Annotated in this window: 16 protein-coding genes and 2 pseudogenes; 15 read left to right on the top strand and 3 right to left on the bottom strand. The window is 58.8% G+C overall.

Annotation, left to right across the window (positions count from 1 at the left end):
• Positions 1–71: 71 nt before the first annotated feature.
• The 8 genes and pseudogenes from I6F28_RS17270 to I6F28_RS17235 all read left to right on the top strand — a co-directional run bounded on the left by I6F28_RS17270 (position 72) and on the right by I6F28_RS17235 (position 4315).
• The gene (locus I6F28_RS17270) at positions 72–386 is read left to right on the top strand and encodes a nitrogen fixation protein NifZ (protein WP_225129565.1); all 315 of its coding nucleotides are present in this window, start codon (positions 72–74) and stop codon (positions 384–386) included.
• On the top strand, positions 383–622 hold the full coding sequence (locus I6F28_RS17265) for a nitrogen fixation protein NifZ (protein ID WP_225129563.1): 240 nt from the start codon (positions 383–385) through the stop codon (positions 620–622). The genes I6F28_RS17270 and I6F28_RS17265 overlap by 4 nt, the downstream gene beginning before the upstream one ends.
• Before the next feature lie 14 nt (positions 623–636).
• Positions 637–996, top strand: a complete 360-nt coding sequence (locus I6F28_RS17260; RefSeq protein WP_225129561.1) for a DUF3024 domain-containing protein — start codon at positions 637–639, stop codon at positions 994–996.
• Between the two features lie 34 nt (positions 997–1030).
• The gene (locus I6F28_RS17255) at positions 1031–1300 is read left to right on the top strand and encodes a DUF6129 family protein (protein ID WP_225129559.1); all 270 of its coding nucleotides are present in this window, start codon (positions 1031–1033) and stop codon (positions 1298–1300) included.
• Positions 1301–1341: 41 nt separating this feature from the next.
• Positions 1342–1851, top strand: a pseudogene (locus I6F28_RS17250) (aminotransferase class I/II-fold pyridoxal phosphate-dependent enzyme); the annotation flags it as partial.
• A 258-nt stretch (positions 1852–2109) separates the two neighbouring features.
• Positions 2110–2331 carry a hypothetical protein gene (locus I6F28_RS17245; RefSeq protein ID WP_225129557.1) on the top strand — a complete coding sequence of 74 codons (222 nt, stop codon included), beginning with the start codon at positions 2110–2112 and terminating at the stop codon, positions 2329–2331.
• On the top strand, positions 2328–2801 hold the full coding sequence (locus I6F28_RS17240; RefSeq protein WP_225129556.1) for a Rieske (2Fe-2S) protein: 474 nt from the start codon (positions 2328–2330) through the stop codon (positions 2799–2801). The genes I6F28_RS17245 and I6F28_RS17240 overlap by 4 nt, the downstream gene beginning before the upstream one ends.
• A 1166-nt stretch (positions 2802–3967) precedes the next feature.
• Positions 3968–4315, top strand: coding sequence for a (2Fe-2S) ferredoxin domain-containing protein (locus I6F28_RS17235; protein ID WP_225129554.1), 348 nt, complete (start codon positions 3968–3970; stop codon positions 4313–4315).
• A gap of 442 nt (positions 4316–4757) precedes the next feature.
• Here the strand turns inward: I6F28_RS17235 and I6F28_RS17230 are convergent, their stop codons facing one another.
• From I6F28_RS17230 to I6F28_RS17220, 3 genes and pseudogenes are all read right to left on the bottom strand, one after another.
• Positions 4758–5501 (bottom strand): OmpW/AlkL family protein, encoded by a 744-nt coding sequence (locus tag I6F28_RS17230; RefSeq protein ID WP_225129552.1) that lies wholly within the window; start codon positions 5499–5501, stop codon positions 4758–4760.
• 453 nt (positions 5502–5954) lie between these two features.
• Positions 5955–6356, bottom strand: a pseudogene (locus tag I6F28_RS37785) (thioredoxin domain-containing protein).
• Positions 6357–6363: 7 nt separating this feature from the next.
• Positions 6364–6522, bottom strand: a complete 159-nt coding sequence (locus I6F28_RS17220) for a hypothetical protein (RefSeq protein ID WP_225129550.1) — start codon at positions 6520–6522, stop codon at positions 6364–6366.
• A gap of 410 nt (positions 6523–6932) precedes the next feature.
• On the opposite strand from I6F28_RS17220, the gene nifH reads away from it, so the two are divergent.
• The 7 genes from nifH to I6F28_RS17185 all read left to right on the top strand — a co-directional run bounded on the left by nifH (position 6933) and on the right by I6F28_RS17185 (position 14787).
• Positions 6933–7817, top strand: coding sequence for a nitrogenase iron protein (nifH, locus tag I6F28_RS17215; RefSeq protein WP_027571409.1), 885 nt, complete (start codon positions 6933–6935; stop codon positions 7815–7817).
• 148 nt (positions 7818–7965) lie between these two features.
• Entirely contained in the window at positions 7966–8757 is a 792-nt protein-coding gene (locus tag I6F28_RS17210) for a nitrogen fixation protein NifQ (protein ID WP_225129644.1), read from the top strand.
• 292 nt (positions 8758–9049) lie between these two features.
• The gene (gene nifV, locus I6F28_RS17205) at positions 9050–10240 is read left to right on the top strand and encodes a homocitrate synthase (RefSeq protein ID WP_463671688.1); all 1191 of its coding nucleotides are present in this window, start codon (positions 9050–9052) and stop codon (positions 10238–10240) included.
• A gap of 468 nt (positions 10241–10708) precedes the next feature.
• Positions 10709–11050: a nitrogenase stabilizing/protective protein NifW gene (gene nifW, locus I6F28_RS17200; protein ID WP_225129548.1), complete on the top strand. Its 342-nt coding sequence runs from the start codon at positions 10709–10711 to the stop codon at positions 11048–11050.
• 970 nt (positions 11051–12020) lie between these two features.
• The gene (locus I6F28_RS17195) at positions 12021–13133 is read left to right on the top strand and encodes an electron transfer flavoprotein subunit alpha/FixB family protein (protein ID WP_225129546.1); all 1113 of its coding nucleotides are present in this window, start codon (positions 12021–12023) and stop codon (positions 13131–13133) included.
• An 11-nt stretch (positions 13134–13144) separates the two neighbouring features.
• Positions 13145–14452 carry an FAD-dependent oxidoreductase gene (locus tag I6F28_RS17190; RefSeq protein WP_225129544.1) on the top strand — a complete coding sequence of 436 codons (1308 nt, stop codon included), beginning with the start codon at positions 13145–13147 and terminating at the stop codon, positions 14450–14452.
• Between the two features lie 38 nt (positions 14453–14490).
• Positions 14491–14787: a ferredoxin family protein gene (locus I6F28_RS17185; RefSeq protein ID WP_027571403.1), complete on the top strand. Its 297-nt coding sequence runs from the start codon at positions 14491–14493 to the stop codon at positions 14785–14787.
• Positions 14788–14971: the final 184 nt, after the last annotated feature.

Genomic DNA, 14971 nt, shown 5'->3' with positions numbered 1-14971 from the left:
CAGGATCTCGCCTGCCGTGGGCGAGGCAGCTTCCTACATCTCTAGAGGGAGCGATGCATGAGGAGCGGTACATGAACAGCATTGTTCGCGACAGCGACGTCGTCGAGCTCAGCGACCCGCCCGTCTTCAGCTTTGGCCAAAAGCTGCGAGCCAATCGCACCATCCGCAATGATGGCACCTATCGCGGCAAGGAGATTGGCGACGTCTTAGTCAAGAAGGGGGAGGTCGGTTATGTCGTCTCGATCGGCACGTTCCTGCAGCAATTCTACATCTACGGCGTTGAGTTTTTGGAAAGCGGCTACCGCGTTGGCATGAAGCGCAAGGAGCTAGAGCCGGTGGACACGTGCGAGGAGATCGATGATCTGCCATTCCCGGAGGAGTCATGACTCAGCCCGGCGTTCCGAAATATCAGCGGGGCCAGCGGGTCAAAACCGCAGTCGACCTCATCAACGACCACTCATATCCCGACATGGAGCCCGAGGGAGTCTTGCTCGCGGCCGGAGCGACCGGCGAGATCATCAACGTCGCGATCCATACCGAAGCGAACGTGCCGATCTATATTGTCGATTTTGGTGAGCAGATGCTCATCGGCTGTCTTGAAGAAGAAATCACAGTGCTTTGAATGGAGGCTTCGCGATGAATGCCGCGCTGATGAGAACGGTAAAGGCCGGGCTGGTGCCTCACCCCAACGAACTCGATCGCAAACGGATCGAGCGCGGCTTGAGCTCGCGCAAGCGTTATCTCTACGTCTCGCCGAACGTGACGCCGGTGAGGGGCGGCTACCTCGTCGAGAGCCCCTGTTGCTCGCGCAACATCGACAAGGATGGCGCTCTCATCGATGTCGCACTGATTCATTATGATGCCGTGAGCGGGATCTGGAAGCTGTTTCGCAAGAACCACGCGCGAGGAACCTGGGAATTTTACAGCCTTTACCATCGGTTGACTTCTGCAATCGACGAATTGAATGCGGATCCGGAGCGTCTGTTCTGGCAATGACGCCGCGCCTTTGACGAGTCATAGAGGAGCCACGATGGCGCTCACCGCGGAGGAATTGATCGAAATCGAGCGGCTGCTTGCAGCCGATCGCGCCGAGATGGGTCCGTTTGTCGAGCTGCGGCACCGCTTTCCACAGCTTGCTTGGGTGCGCTGTGATGCGTCGGATGTGGCGGATCAGCCGTTCCGGCAGTTTCCGCGTTTCGACCTTCATCTGATCGATGGATCAGATCACTGCGTGCAGATTACGGCCGATCCGACGCGGGCGACCGGCATCGTATTGGCCAAAAGGAATGTGCGGCGGTGAGCACTGAACTAGCAGAGTATCGGCTTGATGGTGCGCACACTGTGGAGGAGAATACATCATTCATTCCACTGTTCGATTCCGATATCACCTTCTCTGAGCTCTCTGCCGTGGAGACGCTGCTGTGTTCGCCGCAAATTTCCAACGGGCGGATCACTGAGGCGTTTGAGCACGCTTTCGCCGCCTATCTTGGTCGCAAATATGTTGATGCGGTCTCGAGTGGTACCATCGGGCTCCTGCTTGCGCTGAAGGCGCTCGGCATCGGCCCGGGGCAGGAGGTTTTCGCCTCGCCCTACTCCTTTCGCGAAACCGCGCATGCCACCAGTCTCGCGGGCGCACGAGTGGTATTTGCAGATGTCGATTATTGGTCGGGAGCATTAGTCCCAGCGAAGGCCAAAGAGCGCATCACGGCCAACACGCGGGCGATTGTCGCCGGCAATCCTAACGGTCATCCCGCGCCGTGGTCGGAACTGCGTGCGGTCGCGCAGCGCCATCAGCTGCTGCTTTTGGAGGATTACACCGAGGCGATTGGATCGAGCTACAAGGACGGATTGAGCATACGTCGCTTGTGGCAGCGTTGCCTGGTGCGGATCGTGATCCACACAAATGCGGGAGCACGCCGTGCGGTTGGAGGCACGCACTCGTGTTAAGTCCGCGCGAGAAATGCTCCAAGCGGGTGAAGAATACCTGCTCGATAGTACAAAAGGCGCGGCGTCTAAGGCGCGGCTTGAGCCCCCACGCGCCAAGGTGCCCGAGTCGAGATCGTCGGTGTACGGTCGGGATCCTTAGAGTTGCCAAAACAGGGGATCGGTATGAGCTCGCAAGAAGTCATCATCCACGTCCGCTTCGGTCCGGACGGGAGGGTGATCCAGATCAGTGAGCGTCCGGCGAAGCTCACGCCGATCCAATGGTTTGATGTCCTGAACGCCCGTGCCAGCTCGGCTTATCGGCCGCTCGCTCGTGGCCGCGGGATTTTTCGGCTGAGCCGGACTGCGATCGAAGCCTTCAAGCAGGAAACTGCGAGGCCGGGATGAGCGAACCGATAATCGGCGACCTGATGAGCGATAAGACGGAGGTTTTTGCCGTCTGCCCGGCCGATGCCCTCGAGCGGAGTGGGGCCATGGGCTTCAGCCTGTCGCGGATCGATGATAGGGGCGAGAGCCGCCCGTTTCCAATTATTGTGGTGCGCACCTTCGGCAACGACTATTTTGGTTACGTCAATCGTTGTCCGCATGAGAGCGTCTGGCTTAACATCGGCACCGGTGCGTTTTTCTCGTCAGACCGTTCCTTTCTCAGATGCGGCCGGCACGGCGCAAGATTCGAGATCGACACTGGGATGTGCATCGACGGCCCCTGCGATGGACAATCGCTTGAGCCGGTACCGCTCGCCGTGATCGAAGGTGACGTCTGCCTGTGCGGCGTCAGGCTGCTGGAGGACGATCGGTCTGCCGACCCGTTCGCGGACAGCGACGAAACCATGGATATCACGATCCATCCGGACTAACGGGCCTATCGCTTTGTTATGCTCAAGCTGCTTGAGGCGCCTTGCCGTCGGATGAAGCCGTCGTACTCGTGAGCGTTGGCAGATGCGTGTCACGGCTGTTGATTTGTGAGACAAAACGGGCACCTTGCGCGGATTGCAGCCCTGCCACTCCGCGACCTCCGTCGCACCAAGAAGCTGCCCTTGCACTAGCTCGCCAAATCGAGCGGGCAGGCAGGACATGCTTCCTACTGCAGGCGATATGTTGGAGAGGGAAATGCCCCCGGCGGCTGGAAGTTCGCCGAGGGCATCGTCTGGGCTGGGAGAATGTGGGGCCCAGACTGACAGGACCGTTTGGGGAGGAGGAATGACGATCCTGTGTCAAAACTCTTTGGCCGGCGGACGCAGCTGGCGTTATTGCCTGCGCTGCAACTGCCATGCCACTCCGTTCGTGCGAGGCCCTTAGCGGATGTCAGCTAGGACCCGTTAGGAGCAAATGCATGTGAGCAGGTGCTCGTTGTTCGTCGCAAATTTGCCGCTGCAAGCGCGTCTTGACGTGTATCGTGGGAAGCCTGCGGGCCGCTGCGTTGCCGGTTTAACGTTCCTGCCAATCGGGATTGCGGCCGGCTTGGTCTGCAGCCTCAAAGGTGGCTCAGCAATCATCGCTGTCTCGTTGGGCTCTTGCGACAGGCGCTATCTGTTGAGCAAACGATAGATCGGCAGCGACGGAACACAGCAGCAGGCCGAGGCGGGAGGTCAAATGCTATGCGAGTTTTGTCGTGTCCGAAACAGAAGCGAACGACGTTGTCGCAACCTGCGCAATAATTGTGAGTCGCGCCGCGAAAAGGAAGGGATCGTTGGACAAACGAACGTTACGCATCTGGTGTGCAACTTGCTTTGGAGAAGTTGAATGATGAGCAAGTGATGCGGGAGTAAAAAGGTCGCGATGATGGCAGAAGAGGTTGGAATTGATCAAAGAGGCTGATCCGGACGCGAAGGTGTCTATCGCTGATCTTCAGCGATGACAACCACTATGGCACCCGCTCATTTCGCCAGCATTGGCAAGCGCGAGTGGGAATCAGTAGCATCAAAGTCTTCGATGCAGCGTTTAATCGTAAGAGATTGTGGGAGCGACGTGCTCGCACCTTGTCATCTTTTCAGATGAAGCCCATTGATCACAGGACAGGCGCATGAACTCAGAAGCCGAATTCGAACTTCCTCAACTTTATAGGCATCATGTCTTTGCCTGCAACATGCAGCGTCCGCCAACTCATCCGCACGGCAGCTGTGGCGCCTTTGGCGCGCAAGCCCTGTGGGATCGAATGAGCAAGGCGGTCGAAGCGCAAGGCCTCAACGATATTGGCTTCACGATGGCAGGCTGCCTTGGCTTTTGTAACGCTGGTCCCTTGATGGTAGTCTATCCCGATGGAGTGTGGTATCGCGCGACCACGCCTGAGGACGTTGACGAAATCGTAAACTCCCACCTCAAGCAGGGCAAACGTGTCGACCGCCTTGTGATGGTGCTAAAGCGAAGCTAGAGGCTTCGCCCAGCGGCCACGTGCCCGGGCTAGCAAGCATGGACGGCTTGTCAGTCCATGAGCTGGCCGCCCGGAGCTAGGATCGTCTGAGGTTGAGCGGAGGCCTCACGCTCTGGGTCTGCGAACAGCAGGTCATTGACCTCGGCGCGGGTGTTGCCTTTTTTCTCCGGGCCGATCGGCAAATGGCGCCTTTTGCAACGCGAACAAGAATATGAACACATGCTGGGTCGATCTGTTTGTGTACCGTCACTCCATGCCGCGCGATCCGTAGCTTACAGCGAGAGCAATGCTGCGAATGGCTCCCCGCTTCTCGTGAGATGACGCGTCCTTGACGCGTCATCTCGCTCCCTGCTTGCACAGCGGTGAGGTTAGGGGACGCGCTCGATGAGCTCGTACGTCCGGAATGATCAAACGGATTCCCCATTCTGCTCCTGTTCTAGCGTCAGAACCTGTAAGTGACGCCGCCGCTGACGAGCCATGGATCGATATTGGCGCGCCCGGTGACGGCAATCGCATTGTTTACGGTCGCGGAGTACTCCGGCCGCAGCCACAGCTTCTTCACGTCAAAGTTGAGGCCCCAGTGACGATCAAGCATGTAATCGAAGCCGAATTGGACCGCCGCGCCGAATTGGTTGCTGATGTGCAAATCCGTCACCGCAAGACCGGCGGGCGACGTATTGGCTGCCGATTGGTTGAAGAATGCGGTGTAGTTGATGCCCGCACCGATATAGGGTTTGAGCGCGCCGAATTCGGTGAAGTGATATTGCAGGGTCAGTGTTGGCGGCAACAGCCAGGCTTTGCCGATATCGAGGCCAGTGAGCGCGCCATTGCCGCTGATGTGATGGCTGGTCACGCCGAGAATGAGTTCGGCGGCAACGTTTTTTGTGAAGAAATAGGTGATGTCGAGCTCGGGTACGGCTTGATCGCTGATCGAAAGGCCAGAACTTGGTGAGGACAGCGAGGGGGCCCCGGCGATGCTGACCGAGCTGCCTGCGGTATCCGGCAAAACGCCAAGCACGCGCAGGCGGATCATCCATGGATTGAAGGGTTCGATCGGAGGCGCTTTATAGTAGACCGGCGTCCGACCCAGATCCGCAGCCTGTACCGAGATGCTGGCCAACGAGGTCGCGAGCGCGAGGAGCGATGCCCTCGTCAGAACTGTCCTTGTTCTCATCGAATTCTCCATTCCAAAATCGGCGCGAAGAGCCGCGCGAGATCTCTGTGACACTGGGGAATGGCGGAGGATTTGATACCGATCAAATGGGAGCGGCCATAGCGCAATTATGCCGCTAAGTTGCATAAGGATCACGGCCGCGAAGCGTTGTGATCTGTTCTGATCGTTATTCAATTGAATAGAGCAGAATGTCTTCAAGAAACCGCTTCTCGCCTTGGTGCTGTGATCCAATCCGTGCCGCGGAGGTCATGCGCGATAAAGGCGGCAACTGCGGCGGCCTCTCACACACTACACAGGCGAGAAGCGCGGCATTCGAGCGCAATAGAGGCGATGCCCCTTACGGAGCAGTCACTCGTGCGAGCGTCTCAGGGAAGGTCCCGTCGCTTACTACCGGTGAAGGAAGCCGGAAGTGGGAAACGGCATCTCTGCCTCGCTTGATAGCGGTGGGTACCCTCCGCCCGTTTCTCACGTCTGCGGACAACGCGTACGGTTTGCTTCGTGCAAGCATCCGCCGAGATCATCTTGCGTGTTGCCGCCAAGCAGGGACAGCACGGGCTCATGATCGAGTCCGGCACATCGTGCCCCGTCTACGTCGATCAGCGGTCGTCGTATCAGGAGCGGATCGACTATCATCAATGCGAGCGCGCTTGCCGGGTCGATAGTATCGGATTGACTTCGCCTGACTTGATACGGGGGGCAGCTCGGTTGAACCAGGCTTTGACCGGCACATTGCCGAAGAAGCCGCGCAATTTCTCCGCATCCCATGAATCTTTCAAGATGTCTCGGGCGATCACGTCGGACTTCAGCTTGAATCTGACGCGCGTTAGTGGCGCAGCCGGGCTTCTGATAAAAGATGATTGTCGCCACGACATACCTATGTAGGCGCGCTGAGCTGAACGATTGGCATGGCGCGGCTGCTTTCGGGAGCCCATTCGAATTTCTTGCCGATCATCTCCAATGTCAGCGCATCAAGCGCCGTACCGTATTTGCAACACTCGCGGCTGGTCCGCCAGGTTTCGAGCCCGACCGGCATATTCACTGTCCTAGGATCGCCCGGCTTGCGAGAAGAGGACAAAGTGCCGTTCCACACCAGAAGGCATCGGAACAGGTCTCGCCAAATCGGCTTTTCGCGTAGATTGTTGTGGTCGTTGTTAGTTTTCTGACAGTCGCGCAGATCCTGTCAGATCCAAAATAGCCAAGGCCTCACTCACCGGCTGGTGTTTTTTAGAAACGTAATCAGAAGCTTAAGGAGCGCGGTCAAGCGTTGGCACGGCGGTTGCTAATAAGCGACAGCAACACTGAGTGAGGGCTGAGTGCACGCCGACGCGTAACACGAGCGATGCGCTCCTTCCCTCGAACCCGTGTGCCCCCGTTTCTGAGAGAGAAACAAGCTCGCGCGCAAGAAGCGCGCAACTTTTGGCAAATCGGTTGATGGAGAGCAACATGTCTTCACTGAGACAAATCGCGTTCTACGGGAAGGGCGGCATCGGCAAGTCGACCACTTCGCAGAACACGCTGGCGGCGCTGGCCGAGATGGGTCAGAAAATTCTGATTGTAGGGTGCGATCCGAAAGCGGACTCGACCCGCTTGATTCTGCACGCCAAGGCGCAAGACACGATTTTGAGCCTTGCAGCGAGCGCCGGCAGCGTTGAGGACCTCGAGCTCGAGGACGTAATGAAGGTCGGCTACAAGGACATTCGCTGCGTGGAGTCCGGTGGTCCTGAGCCGGGTGTCGGCTGCGCCGGCCGCGGCGTCATCACCTCGATCAATTTCCTGGAGGAGAACGGAGCCTACGAGAACATTGACTATGTCTCATACGACGTGCTCGGCGACGTCGTTTGCGGTGGTTTTGCGATGCCAATCCGCGAGAACAAGGCGCAGGAAATCTATATCGTGATGTCCGGTGAGATGATGGCGATGTATGCTGCGAACAACATTTCCAAAGGCATCCTGAAATACGCGAACTCTGGCGGCGTGCGGCTGGGCGGTCTGATCTGCAACGAGCGGCAGACCGACAAGGAGCTGGAACTGGCGGAAGCGTTGGCCAAGAAGCTAGGCACTCAGCTGATCTACTTCGTGCCACGCGACAACGTGGTGCAGCATGCCGAGTTACGCCGCATGACGGTGCTTGAATATGCACCCGATTCCAAGCAGGCCGATCACTATCGCAATCTTGCGACCAAGGTTCATAACAATGGCGGCAAAGGCATCATCCCGACCCCAATCTCCATGGACGAGCTCGAGGACATGCTGATGGAGCATGGCATCATGAAGCCCGTGGATGAATCCATCATCGGCAAGACCGCCGCCGAACTCGCGGCCTCGTAAAGGTCGCGAGTCGCGGCCTTGTAAAGGCGCGCGACGGATGCCGGTCTCCCTCACCGCCCATCCCGGGAGGCCGGCATTCTGACGATCGACCCTGATCAAAACCAGGATGCGGCACGCAAACCTGACCATTGTGGAAACCCGCAAAATTATGTTCGAAGCGCACTTCCTTCCGTCGCCGGCTGCTTGTGCCGTTGATATCAACAGCCAGATGCACAGGGGAATTGCAACCTATCGCATGCTCACCGGTGTGCCTCCTACAGATGCCGATATTACCATTGACAGCGATCTCGATCGCCATGTCCTGGCGTCTATCCTGGCGGCTGCCACAATGGATGGTGGCTCTCTTCCCGAGAAGGCTGGCCTGTCCGGCCTTGAACTGGTGGCCTTGCTGGAGCAGTACTTTCCCTCGCTTGAGATCAAGCTCGCGGAGCAGCTCTCGGATTTCGAGTGCGAAGAGGACGACGAGATCGCAATGTTGCGCGATCTCTTGCTCGAGCAACGCTCGACGGAAGGGGATATCGGCCGCTGGCTGGCTGCGATGATCGCGCGCCGTGCCATTGAGCCAGACCACCTGTGGGAAGCGCTCGGCTTGCGCAATCGTGGCGAGCTCTCTCGGCTGCTGAGCCGCCATTTCGCGCCGCTCGCCGCGCGCAATGTCAACAATATGCGCTGGAAGCGTTTCTTCTACCGCATGCTTTGCGAGAATGAAGGGCTCGTGATGTGCACAACACCTGTGTGCAAGCAATGTGACGACTTCAACCTGTGCTTCGGCGAAGAAAGCGGTGAGAGCCGGATGGCCGAGCGCCGGCGCGATCTTCTGTTCCGGGCGGCTCGGCCGGTCGTTGCCGGAGACTGTCCATCTGAACTGCCAGGAGCGTCCGCTATCGCTCCGTCATCCGAGAAAGCCTCGCCGGATTTGGTAAGTCGCGCGGGAGGTTGAGGGCGCGGCCGACGCCGCTTCGATGTGAGCGAGTGACCATGTGTCCAAGGCGGCGGCGGGCCCAAGTGGACCGCGACAATTCTCACATCCTGGCGAGCCGCAATTGCTAACGTTCGAACTCGGCGTAGCAACAGGCAAGGCGTCCGCTTCATGACCTGTCGCATTTGCGACAATTCATTTGCTCAAGAAGGTCGAGGACGGAAGGGGTCATTCGTCAATGGGTTGGACGGGATGGCAGGCTGGCATGCTGGTTGCTGAAGCGTAGGTAGGTCAAACAATGAGGAGCTCTCGCGTGATTGCCGCCAGCACCGCCGCCAAATCGTCCTGGTCCGACCAGGTGCGCGCCAAGCCTACCGTGCTCAACGACACGACATTGCGCGACGGCGAGCAGGCACCTGGCGTTGCGTTCACCACAGAGGAAAAGCTGGCGATCGCGCAGGCGCTGGCGCGGGCCGGAGTCACGGAGATCGAAGCGGGAACGCCGGCGATGGGCAACGAGGAGATCGCCGCCATCCGCGCCATTGTCGAAGCAGATCTTCCGCTGACCACCATAGGCTGGTGCCGGATGCGGGAATCTGACGTCGACGCGGCGATCGAAGCAAAGGTGTCCATGATCAATATCTCGATCCCGACCTCCGATGTTCAGATCGCGGCCAAGCTAGGTGGTCATCGCGACCTGGCGCTAGAACGGGTGAAGCGAGTGGTAGGCTATGCCTGTGAGCGCGGACTTGAGGTCGCCGTCGGTGGTGAGGACTCCTCCCGCGCCGACATTGATTTTCTCATCAGGCTGATGGCGACTGCAGAAGCCGCGGGCGCGCGTCGTTTTCGTATTGCAGATACGCTCAGTGTGCTCGATCCCGACGCGACCTACGCGCTGGTCGGAAATTTGCGTGCGACAACCGATCTCGAACTCGAATTTCACGGTCACGATGATTTAGGACTCGCAACCGCGAACACGCTCTCCGCCATCAGGGCTGGCGCGAGCCACGCCTCAGTGACCGTCATCGGGCTGGGCGAGCGGGCCGGAAATGCACCGCTCGAGGAAATCGCGGTCGCACTCAAGCAGCTCTACGGGCGCGAGACCGGCATCATACTCCGGGAGCTCGAGAACGTCGCCACGGTGGTAGCAGCCGCGGCCGCACGTGCGATTCCTATGAACAAGGCGATCGTCGGACAGCATGTATTTACGCACGAATCCGGCATTCATGTCGCTGGCCTTTTGAAGGATCGACGCACCTATCAATCGCTTGATCCCGTTTTGCTTGGCCGCTGCAACCGCTTTGTGTTCGGCAAGCATTCCGGACTTGCGGCGATCACCGCGTTACTCGATGAACTGCAGCTCGTCGCCAGCGACGATCAAGCCAGGCAGATCCTGTCGCAAGTCCGCAAGTATGCGATCGAGCACAAGCTGCCAGTCGAGCGCGAAACCGTGGCGGCGATCTGGCGCGACGTGTGCGGATGCTTGGCAACCCAGCCCGCGTGAAAAGCCGTGCCCAGCAACGTTTGCGTCGACCCTTCGCAAACCGACGCGCCGCAAGGACAGTGTCCCATGTCGCTGATGGCGCAAGCGGCGCCCAGCTTTCGCACGTCAGATCCCTGGCGCGATCTCACCTCCAAATCTTAGTTCCCGTTCCGCCATACATGCTGTGATCTCCTACACAATGACGAGCCGTCCCCGGACTGCCAATCGGCATCTTCTCGCGCGGCTGATTTCCGGTCCGACGACCGTCCTGACGAGCGTCAACCTAGATCGTGGTTTGGCCATTGATCCCGGATCTTCATCGGGACTGGCTTCGTCACCGGCGGACCCGCCGATCTGGGCAGCGAAGTTGAGAGCACCGCTTTCCGGGTTGTGGCGTGCGCATCAGCTGTGCGAGGCAGGACGGCAGCAGTCAACAGGCGCAACCCCATCTCATTGACCGTCCAGAGCTAATCTGAAGGAGAAGTTTCGATGATCAACTCATCCCCGGCAGCCGGTATCCTGGTTCGGCTCAGCAAGGCCTCGTCGGCAGAGGATTTTTTTTCGCTGCTAGGCGTCGATTACGACCCTAAGATCGTGAATGTCGCGCGCCTTCACATCTTAAAGCGCATGGGACAGTATCTTGCCAAAGAGCAATTTGCTGGTGCCGCCGAGCCGGAAATCAGAGCTCGGTGCAAGGCGATGCTGGAGCAGGCCTATGCCGATTTCGTGGCATCGTCACCGATCGACCAGCGAGTGTTCAAGGTTTTGAAGGATGCCGTCGCAGACCCTAAGAAGGCCGCTGCCTTTGTCCCGTTGAGCGAGCTGAAGTGATCTCGCGGTCCACTGCAAGCAAGGTTTGCCGGCGGGGCGCCATGGCAACCCGATGTGCAGCCTTCGTCCTTATCCGGGTCAACTCTCTGCAACCACGACCCGAGCGGCGCCTGTCGTATTCCCGACCCATGTCTGGACTGGTCGTGTCCACGGTATCAGCGGCTATTTCAAGTGTCTCCCAAACCATTACTTTCGACTGACTTTCAAGGGTTTTTGCAACTGGTACGACACTTGCTGTTGTCCTGCCGGTATGATCATCGCTGCCGACAGATGCTAGTCGTCCGAGATGAGATTGAAGGAGACCCATGATGCTGCTTTTACTGCCTGCCGAGCGCTGCGGCATCATCTCGTGGCCTACGATCGCGCAGGTCCGTTCGAAATGGTCTTTGACGCGATCGAAGTTCCGTATCGACGGTCAGATGGTGGTCAATGGATAAGTCGCCCGTTCGCGCTACACCTGGAGAGGGTATGCACAGCGTCATCCCCATCAAATCGGCCCCCGATTCCGCTCAGATTTGTATCCATCTCATGGCGGACAGCACGTTAGGAAGAGGGCCAAGGTCGGCGCATGCGGGTTGTCGGCGCTGGAGGCTCGGGATGGATTGCGTGACAGGTGCGTTGCGGGGATCGCCCTCGCCGTCACAGTCAATGTGGAGCCGCTGGGCCGAAAGTGAGGCGCAGGTATTGCGCAGCGAACGGACACGCCAACTCAGGCATGGAAGCGACCGGTCAGAATCACCGCGGCCGCATTCGTCGAACCCGGCGCGCAAGGGTCCAGTGTGGAAGACCTCTCCAAATCCGGCCGGACCGGTACGTCTATCGCGACGACGGGTCTTGTTGTGCGGCCGGTCGGACCAGGCTGACGGGGCAGAGCAACCGGCCACCTGCTGACCAAAAGTGATCTTCAGTCAACGAAGCTAAAAAGCGACCTGTGGCGCGGGCGCGCCTATCTTTGAGGGGAATTTTGAGTATGAGCAATGTCACCAGAACGGCCATGCCGGCGGCGGCCGGCCGCGCAGCAGCAAAAAAGGAACTGCCGGAGCACTTTAAGGCGTACAAACACGTTTGGGTCTTTGTTGAGCTGGAGCGCGGCCAGGTGCATCCGGTTTCCTGGGAACTCATGGGGGCGGGGCGCAGGCTTGCCGACAGGCTAAAAGTGAATCTTGCCGCTGTCGTTATCGGTCCGGAGGGGCAGCACACACGTAACGCCGCGCTTGATGCCTTTTGCTATGGCGCCGACCTGGCCTATCTCGTGAGCGACAATGTTTTGTCGGATTACCGCAACGAATCCTATACAAAAGCGCTAACCGAACTCGTCAACACATACAAGCCCGAGATCCTGCTATTGGGGGCGACGACGCTCGGTCGCGATCTCGCAGGTTCCGTGGCGACGACCCTGTCGACCGGGCTCACTGCCGACTGCACCGCGCTGGACGTCGACGCCGATGGTTCGCTTGCGGCAACGCGTCCGACCTTTGGCGGCTCGCTGCTCTGCACAATCTATACTTTGAATTATCGTCCGCAGATGGCAACCGTCCGCCCGCGGGTCATGCCGATGCCTGAGCGCGTCGTACGCGATGCCGCTCGTATCATCGTCCATCCGCTCGGTCTTATCGAAGACGATATTGTCACAAAAATATTGTCGTTCCTACCCGACCGCGATGCAGAAACGTCCAATTTGGCCTATGCCGATGTCGTGGTTGCGGGCGGTCTGGGACTGGGATCGCCTGAGAACTTTCGGTTGGTGCGCGAGCTCGCAACGCTGCTTGGCGCTGAATATGGCTGCTCGCGTCCTCTGGTGCAAAAAGGCTGGGTCACGTCTGACCGGCAAATCGGCCAGACGGGCAAGACCATCCGGCCAAAGCTCTATATTGCCGCCGGCATTTCCGGCGCGATCCAGCACCGGGTTGGTGTGGAGGGCGCGGATCTGATCGTCGCCGTCAATACTGACAAGAACGCTCCGATCTTCGACTTCGCCCATCTCGCGATCGTCAGTGACGCCATGCAATTGCTACCCTCGCTCACGGCCGCATTTCGCGCCCGGCTTTTGCCGAATTCGCGCGCCCGGATCGCGACGGCCTAGAGGAGATGATGATGATTGAAGAGAGATTCGATGCGATCGTGGTCGGAGCCGGTATGGCCGGCAATGCGGCGGCATTGACCATGGCCAAACGCGGCATGAAGGTGCTGCAGCTCGAGCGGGGCGAATATCCCGGATCGAAGAATGTGCAGGGCGCCATCCTCTATGCCGACATGATGGAAAAGCTGGTCCCCGAGTTTCGAGAGGAGGCGCCGCTCGAACGTCATCTGATCGAGCAGCGGTTCTGGATGATGGACGATCGCTCCCATGTCGGCATGCATTACCGCTCAGACGACTTCAACGAGGAACGGCCGAACCGGTATACGATTATACGGGCCCAGTTTGACAAATGGTTCTCTTCCAAGGTGCGGGAGGCTGGCGCGACCGTGCTGTGCGAGACGACCGTCACCGAGCTTGTACGGGACGAGCGTGAAAGAATCGTCGGTGTTCGTACAGATCGCCGAGACGGCGAAATACATGCCGATGTCGTCGTGCTGGCCGAGGGGGTCAATGGCCTGCTCGGGACGCGCGCGGGCCTGCGCGCGCGGCCGAGACCCGATAACGTTGCGCTCGCGGTGAAGGAGATGCACTTCTTGCCTCGCGAGACTATCGAGGCGCGCTTCAATCTCAAGGGCGATGAAGGCGTCGTGATCGAGGCGGCCGGTACCATTTCCCACGGCATGACAGGGATGGGTTTCATCTATGCCAACAAAGAGTGCATTTCGCTCGGCATCGGTTGTCTCGTTGCCGACTTCCAGCGCACGGGCCGGACGCCCTACGGCCTGCTCGATCAATTCAAGAGGCATCCTTCTGTGGCGCCCCTGATAGCAGGGTCCGAAGTCAAGGAATATTCGGCGCATCTCATTCCTGAAGGCGGGTACAAGTCGATCCCGCAGCTTTATGGCGAAGGCTGGGTCGTCGTGGGCGATGCGGCCCAACTCAACAATGCCATTCATCGAGAGGGCTCCAATCTCGCGATGACTTCCGGCCGTATCGCCGCCGAAGCGATAGGTCTGGTGAAATCGCGCGGCGAGCCGATGAGTGCAACAAATCTGGCGATCTACAAGAAGATGCTGGACGACTCCTTCGTCATCAAAGATCTAAAGAAGTACAAGGATTTGCCGCCCCTGATGCATACGCACTCACAAAACTTCTTTCTCACCTATCCGCAGCTCATCTCCAAGGCGATGCAAAACTTTGTGCGCGTCGATGGTACGCCCAAGGCTGAGAAGGAGAAGGCGACCCTGAAATCCTTTGCCAAGGCGAGGTCATGGACAGGTCTGTTCGGCGATGCTTATCGTTTTGCACGGGCCTGGCGCTGACCGGGACAGCGTGAAGGCTAACAATGGAAGGTCAAAGCATGAATGTCGAACCCCCAGTGCGCGTCGAAGACAAGCTGTATTACAACCGCTATCTTGTCGACATCGGTCATCCTCACGTCAAGGTCCGTGCGCACACGACGCCATCGCCGCAGCTACTTGCACTTTTGAAAGCCTGCCCCGCGCGATGCTACGAGCTCAATGACGACGGCCAGGTCGAGATAACCGTTGACGGCTGCATCGAGTGCGGTACCTGCCGCGTGATCGCCGAGCCCACCGGCGACATCGAATGGAGCCATCCGCGCGGCGGATATGGAGTGCTGTTCAAGTTTGGGTGATGGTGGAAAAAAGGGCGGGCCGTGGTGCGACCGAGGTTAGGCGATAGGATCTCACCGCATGTGTGGCGCATTCCGCGTCAGTTGCACGGCGCCTGGAATTCGAGCAAGACGCTCTTCATGCGGACGCTGCGCAAGACATGATTTGCAGATGTCCCGCTCGTTCGGGAGCCGCAAAGGGCTCGTT

This window comes from Bradyrhizobium sp. NBAIM14, from assembly GCF_020193895.1.
Taxonomy (GTDB): Bacteria; Pseudomonadota; Alphaproteobacteria; order Rhizobiales; family Xanthobacteraceae; genus Bradyrhizobium; species Bradyrhizobium yuanmingense.
The sequence above is the reverse complement of the archived record's forward strand: the minus strand, read 5'-3'. Positions and strand labels throughout refer to the sequence as shown.

Excerpts from the sequence above, each read along its gene's own strand:
- I6F28_RS17255 (WP_225129559.1), top strand. The coding sequence starts at position 1,031 with ATGGCGCTCACCGCGGAGGAATTGATCGAAATCGAGCGGCTGCTTGCA.
- I6F28_RS17195 (WP_225129546.1), top strand. The coding sequence starts at position 12,021 with ATGAGCAATGTCACCAGAACGGCCATGCCGGCGGCGGCCGGCCGCGCA.
- I6F28_RS17245 (WP_225129557.1), top strand. The coding sequence starts at position 2,110 with ATGAGCTCGCAAGAAGTCATCATCCACGTCCGCTTCGGTCCGGACGGG.
- I6F28_RS17270 (WP_225129565.1), top strand. The coding sequence starts at position 72 with ATGAACAGCATTGTTCGCGACAGCGACGTCGTCGAGCTCAGCGACCCG.
- I6F28_RS17235 (WP_225129554.1), top strand. The coding sequence starts at position 3,968 with ATGAACTCAGAAGCCGAATTCGAACTTCCTCAACTTTATAGGCATCAT.
- I6F28_RS17265 (WP_225129563.1), top strand. The coding sequence starts at position 383 with ATGACTCAGCCCGGCGTTCCGAAATATCAGCGGGGCCAGCGGGTCAAA.
- nifH (WP_027571409.1), top strand. The coding sequence starts at position 6,933 with ATGTCTTCACTGAGACAAATCGCGTTCTACGGGAAGGGCGGCATCGGC.
- I6F28_RS17190 (WP_225129544.1), top strand. The coding sequence starts at position 13,145 with ATGATTGAAGAGAGATTCGATGCGATCGTGGTCGGAGCCGGTATGGCC.
- I6F28_RS17260 (WP_225129561.1), top strand. The coding sequence starts at position 637 with ATGAATGCCGCGCTGATGAGAACGGTAAAGGCCGGGCTGGTGCCTCAC.
- I6F28_RS17185 (WP_027571403.1), top strand. The coding sequence starts at position 14,491 with ATGAATGTCGAACCCCCAGTGCGCGTCGAAGACAAGCTGTATTACAAC.
- I6F28_RS17240 (WP_225129556.1), top strand. The coding sequence starts at position 2,328 with ATGAGCGAACCGATAATCGGCGACCTGATGAGCGATAAGACGGAGGTT.
- I6F28_RS17210 (WP_225129644.1), top strand. The coding sequence starts at position 7,966 with ATGTTCGAAGCGCACTTCCTTCCGTCGCCGGCTGCTTGTGCCGTTGAT.
- nifW (WP_225129548.1), top strand. The coding sequence starts at position 10,709 with ATGATCAACTCATCCCCGGCAGCCGGTATCCTGGTTCGGCTCAGCAAG.
- I6F28_RS17220 (WP_225129550.1), bottom strand. The coding sequence starts at position 6,522 with ATGCCGGTCGGGCTCGAAACCTGGCGGACCAGCCGCGAGTGTTGCAAA.
- I6F28_RS17230 (WP_225129552.1), bottom strand. The coding sequence starts at position 5,501 with ATGGAGAATTCGATGAGAACAAGGACAGTTCTGACGAGGGCATCGCTC.